The organism is Plesiomonas sp. ZOR0011 (genome assembly GCF_000800945.1).
Taxonomy (GTDB): Bacteria; Pseudomonadota; Gammaproteobacteria; order Enterobacterales; family CAMTGL01; genus Plesiomonas; species Plesiomonas shigelloides.
Genome location: NZ_JRKB01000010.1, coordinates 1 through 4,108, shown reverse-complemented (window position 1 = coordinate 4,108; position 4,108 = coordinate 1). Strand labels below are relative to the sequence as shown.

The window sequence follows — 4,108 nt, the reverse complement described above, 5'->3', positions numbered from 1 at the left end:
GGAGCGACCCACCAGAAATGGGGGGGATCTTTAAGTCCGATTCGGGTTTCGCCACTCTTGATTTGAGCACCGGAAACGCCTGTTTTCTGTGAAGCTCATCAGGAGGGCGGAGCCTTTGGAAAAAGCACCTGCCATGCCATACCTTCGTCTTTCCTTACGCCCGCTCTCTGCTTTTCTAAAACATCAAAAAAAACTTATTGGGCGCGGAGCGCATCTTGCCGTTCCGCTGATCGGCAAGCGTGATTGTGCGTAAAGCTCCGGTCAGCTTTGCTGTCCTAGCTTTTCCACATGAACGCTTTCTCTAGGCGTGCTTGTCCTATGTTCTTGCTTGATTAGGTGGTTAATCTCAGTTGGTCATGAATGCGGTGCTATTATGCGCCGCATTTTTTTTGTATATTTGGGTGAAGTCGGGGACAAGGTATGTTTTGTTGAACCGCCACCACGGTGACGCTCCAACAAAACGCCTTGGTCAGGACTCCGTCCCGACACCCTATTACTGTAAATTCACCATCATTTGAACGGATAACTTGAGTGAGCAAAAGCGAGAACCGTAAAAGGACAGTCCTGTTTTTGGGCATCCGTTGGTTACCAGAAGAAAAGGCTCAAGTGGTCGCCAGTGCTAAGGCGGCAGGGATAAGCGCAGGTGAATTTCTTCGGCGTTCAGCTCTTGGTCGTCGCATTGTTCCAAAGGGTGACACCAAGCAGATGAATGAGATTTTAAAACAAGGTGGACTGCTCAAACATCTCTACACAGAGATGGAGAAACGAGGGGTTATGACTGCCGAGTTAAGCAAGAAATTTGCAGACACCTTAACCGCCCAGCAAATGGCGTTTTTGAACTTTGAGGCAAGCAGCCTTAACAACGACAACAACGGAAAATAACGTGCTCGCGAAGGTGCCGCCAAAGCGGCGTGATGGTGAATCTAGCTTTCTGAAACTCGTCTCCTACACCACTTTACGTGATGATTTGGAGATGGGCGAAACGCTATCGCCTGAAAAACCCTTCGTCCGTAAATCACGCGCTGAGTCTGTCATTTTTAATGACCTCGTAGGGTACGCAACTCGCAACCCGTTACCGAACTCAGCCGATGTTGTTGCCACCTTTCCTGATGGGCGTCAGCAGCTGCGCTGTGGTGACGTTATGACTGAAACCAACTGTTTCTCTTTGCCTACCGCCGCCAGTGAAATGAATATGGTCGCAATGCAAAACGCGCATTGCAAAGACCCTGTTTACCACGTGATTTTGTCTTGGCCAGAGGCTGAAAAGCCTACGCCAGAACAGGTATTCGATTCTGCTCGTCATTGTATGAAAGCGTTGGGGATGGCCGATCACCAGTATGTTTTCGCTATTCATGACGACACCGATAACCTGCACTGCCACATGACCGTTAACCGTGTTAACCCGAAAAGTTACAGGGCAGCATCACTGTACAATGATCACTTCACGCTAGACCGTTGCTGTCGTGAAATGGAGCTGAAATACAAGTGGCAGCATGTTAACGGGGCATTCATGGTTAACGATGATGGGGCGGTAGTTCGCAAGCATCATTTCTTTAAACCAGTACCCTCCGCTGTGCGAGAACTGGAGATCTTTAAAGACATGGAAAGCCTGTATTCGTATGCCGTCGAGCAGTGTCGCAACAAGCTAGATAAGCTGTTTCTCCAAGATGGCTATGACTGGGCAGATGTTCATAACATCATGATTGCCGCTGGCTTGGAGCTACGTCCTAAAGGTGAAGGGCTAGCCGTTTACGACCTCGCAAACGAAAGCCAGCATCCGGTTAAAGCGAGCCATATACACCCAGAATTAACCCTGCAATCACAGCAAGAGTTGATCGGCAAATTCACCCCTGCAGCCGTTATCCGTGAAGTTAATCAGGCGGGTAAAGAGGTGCTGTTAACGCCAGTAAATATCCAATCTCAGTATGATTGCCGCTTGCATAGTCGTGATCGTGGAGCGCGAGCTGAACGACGCGTACAACGAGCTATGGCGCGTGAAGATTTGATCGCCCGTTACAAGTCTTACAAGAACGGGTTTGAACGAAAAACCATTACAGCAGACGAAGTACGAACCCGTTACCGTGAACTGGCGGCGAGCTATCGCATCCGTAAAAACAATGTCCGCCAAACTCAACGAGATCCGCTACTGCGTAAGCTCATGTACCGTGCGTTAGAGATCGACAAGTTAAAGAGCATGGCCGCATTACGCTTAGAAATTCGCGCTGAACGCGAAGCCTTGAAAGCGATGCCTGGGAATTCTGTGTTGTCTTATCGTGCATGGGTTGAGGCGCAAGCAACACGGCATGATACCGCCGCTATCTCTCAATTGCGGGGATGGGCGTACAGAGAGAAACGTAAAAATCGAACCCCAGCGATTTCTAACAACATCGTTCTGCATGCTGTTGCTGATGACATTAAACCGGCTCAAATTCGTGGCTACGATGTACAGGTTAAGCGTGATGGAGCAGTAGTTTACATGTCAGGTAACAAGCCCGTTCTGCTTGACCGTGGTTTGTTCATGGAAATCGCCACAGCCCCAGAAGAAAAGGGCAAGAACGTTGCTATGGCATTGCACATTACCAATGAAAAAAGCGGCGAACGTGTGGAAGTTCGCGGCGAAAAAGAGTTTGTGAGCGCCTTGATCAAATACGTGCCGAAGTTCAACCATGACACAGGCAAAAAAGTTCATCTAACGCACCCAGCACAACGCCAAATGGCGGGATATAACATCCCTGAGCCAGTCCAGCGCCCAACCCCAAGACCCGAACCAGAAAACAGGCCAACCCCTCCACGGGCATACTCAGCCCCAAAACCTTAACGGCACGACCTTAAAAGCGGCTTTGCAGTGGGCGGGGGTGATTTTGCCGCGCTGCGCGTTCGCAGTTCTACGGCGTATCAGCTTTGGTGATCACGATATACATCGAGCGCGCCTTTCATGCCCTGCTGCGCTGGGCATCGTAACAGGCACTTTTGAAGGCATTAGCCCGTTTTTTTGTTCAAACCACAAAACCTACGCTGCATTGCATGATTATTCATGCGCTAAAAACTCACAGGCGCGATTCTGGGCGCTTTTCTCACCCCTAGCGGTACGTTTCCTTGCCTTTGACATGAAAAACGCTCTGAAAGCGATTTAGGCGGTGCGGGAAATGTCGATTATGGTAAATGTGCGGATTGGGAGCTATCAGTCAAGCTAACCAAAGGTTACACAATGTTCCGTGCCGTTTTTCTTAGTTCGCTAGATAGTGCGCATTAGGATTTCTGCATTAAAAAGGGACTTGGTATGTCTAGACCTATCGCGCCGCTGTTTTTGCTGGCCACCATCTCACTTCTCACTATCTTGATCATGTCATCATTTTTCGGTGAGTTTGACACTGAGTTTTCAGTATTAATTCTCTCGGTTGCTTTAGGTTCTTTATAGCTCCTCCCGCATAGAAGCGTTGTACTTTACGGTGTGCCAGAGCGTGGTACACCGTTTTTTTGTGTCACTTGAATATGTTCATACCCACAATAAAGCCTCTTCCATAACAGTTTAAATAGGCTAAACAATGTTTAAAGATCTCATTGGCGGGGGTGGTGTATGGTCTGTATTTTGGAGCGTTTAATCCTTTTGGGCATTGTGGCTAGAGATTTGGCATTGCTTGCATTGGCTGTAGGGTTGCTCGTTATCGTTTTTCGTCTGACTTAGCGGTTATGTATTAATTAAAATGACGTAATTACGGATGAGTGGTGAGCATTGTGTATAGGGCTTTAGATGGAGAAGGGGCAATGGAAAGGTGGGTTATTTGCTATGCCGGCGGATATGCACGCTGATTTGTTCCGTTGACGATAGGGCTGCCTGCGCGTAATCTTTTGCCCAGAAAAGAAAAAACCACCGCGATAACGGTGGCTTTTTCAGGTTCAAAGAGCGTAGAGAACTCAATGAACCAAGGTAACTGGCTTGTAGAGGAGCACAGTCACCATAAACTGTCCTTTCAGTGTAGCCCTAACGGGTAATTCACTTCAAGAACTCCGTGATACAAAGCTCCTCTTCTTAATCAGTTACCAATGGCTACCGCCACTGGCGATTTGTCGTGTCTGTACGGGTTGGACTCAAGAGTTTGTTACCGTA

3 protein-coding genes are annotated in these 4,108 nt (G+C 48.4%); all 3 read left to right on the top strand.

Features of this window, described 5'->3' with window-relative positions; translation table 11 throughout:
- The first annotated feature begins 115 nt into the window (after nt 1-115).
- On the top strand, nt 116-253 hold the full coding sequence (locus L975_RS17975) for a hypothetical protein (RefSeq protein WP_156121037.1): 138 nt from the start codon (nt 116-118) through the stop codon (nt 251-253).
- A 278-nt stretch (nt 254-531) separates the two neighbouring features.
- A complete protein-coding gene (locus L975_RS00825) occupies nt 532-882 on the top strand; it encodes a mobilization protein (RefSeq protein WP_047706681.1) in 351 nt (116 codons plus the stop codon).
- 1 nt (nt 883) lies between these two features.
- Complete coding sequence (gene traI / locus L975_RS00820) at nt 884-2,818, top strand: TraI/MobA(P) family conjugative relaxase (RefSeq protein WP_052181181.1); 1,935 nt, start codon at nt 884-886, stop codon at nt 2,816-2,818.
- The last annotated feature ends 1,290 nt before the right edge of the window (nt 2,819-4,108 follow it).